Origin of the sequence: Crocinitomix catalasitica ATCC 23190 (genome assembly GCF_000621625.1) — a bacterium.
In the GTDB taxonomy this organism is placed as follows: domain Bacteria; phylum Bacteroidota; class Bacteroidia; order Flavobacteriales_D; family Crocinitomicaceae; genus Crocinitomix; species Crocinitomix catalasitica.
In genome coordinates this window covers 1-1353 of record NZ_JHXV01000067.1, presented here as the reverse complement: position 1 = coordinate 1353, position 1353 = coordinate 1, and the positions used below count along the sequence as shown (strand labels likewise).

The following is a 1353-nucleotide window of genomic DNA, read 5'->3' as shown; positions in this document are numbered from 1 at the left end:
GGTGCTTACATTATCCGCGTAAATGCAAATGATAAAATTGGATTCGCACAGGTTGTGAAACAATAAGAATAAACACCTTGGTGTACGAGGTTTTGGTATTTAAAAATGGGGAGTTGATTATTCAGCTCCCCATTTTATGTATTAATCTGTAATTTAAGTAAGTAAACACTTTTCTTTTGGTGTATTAAATTGTATGTTTGTTTTAAATCTAATTTATATTATTATGAAACATAAATACTTGCTTAAAATATTTGGTCTTCTGACATTCGGATTGGCGTTGTCTACCGGTTGGAGCCAAGAAACAATTTTGAACTATACAGGGTCTATGCAGACATATGTTGTGCCTGCAGATGTTACTAGAATTAGTATAAAAGCGGAAGGCGCTCAAGGCGGTAATTCTGCGGGGACAGGAGGGCTTGGCGCTATAATGCAAGGTGATTTTGATGTTGTTCCTGGTCAAGTTTTAGATGTATTAGTAGGGGAGCAGCCAACTTCAGCGAATGGCGGAGGTGGAGGTACTTTTGTTGTAGATCAGCTTACAGGAACTCCGCTTGTTATTGGTGGCGGTGGTGGTGGCGGAGCTGGTGCTTGTTGTGGTGTACTCCATAACGGTGTTGATGCGTCATTAACGGAAAATGGAACTGAAGGATTAAATGCTTCTGGTGGAACTGGCGCTGGTGGAACTGCTGGTAATGGAGGGTTTAGAGGTATTAATGGTCAAAATGGTGGAGCCGGTGGTGGTTTTTATACTGCAGGTGAAAATGGTTTTGGAGGAAGTACAGGCGGACAAGCATATATTGATGGTGGTGCTGGAGGTACATATTCTGGTGGTTACGGTGCTGGTGGTGGGTCCCATGGATCTGGTATTTTGTACGCTGGTGGCGGCGGTGGTGGCTATAGTGGTGGCGGATCAACCGGTGGTGGCGGCCAATGGGGCGGCGGCGGCGGTGGCGGCTCTTTTAACGCAGGTGAAGATCAAGAAAATGTTGTAGGGCGTACTGGTAACGGACGTGCTGTATTTACAGTGTTATGTACAGGATTAGAATTGACTGCAACTGAGACTGGTGTATGTGAAGGTGAATTTGTAAATTTAAGTGCTAGATCTTTAACAGGTGGTGATATTACTTGGACAGGTGGAATTACTGACGGTGTTGATTTTGTTCCACCTTTGGGAACAACTATATATTCTGCAGAAAGTACAAGTCCAGAAGATTGTAATTTAGAAGTAATTGTGACAAGTACAGAGGTTCCTGTTTTAATTCCTAATTCAAGTTCTCCAGCAGCATGTGAAGGAACATTTTTAACATTATGGGGTGAAGGTGGTGATACTTATACTTGGGATAGAGGTGTAAT

At 42.6% G+C, this 1353-nt stretch carries 1 pseudogene; it reads left to right on the top strand.

The window, feature by feature from the left end:
* Positions 1–223 precede the first annotated feature (223 nt).
* A pseudogene (locus T367_RS24315) lies at positions 224–1353 on the top strand (hypothetical protein); the annotation flags it as partial.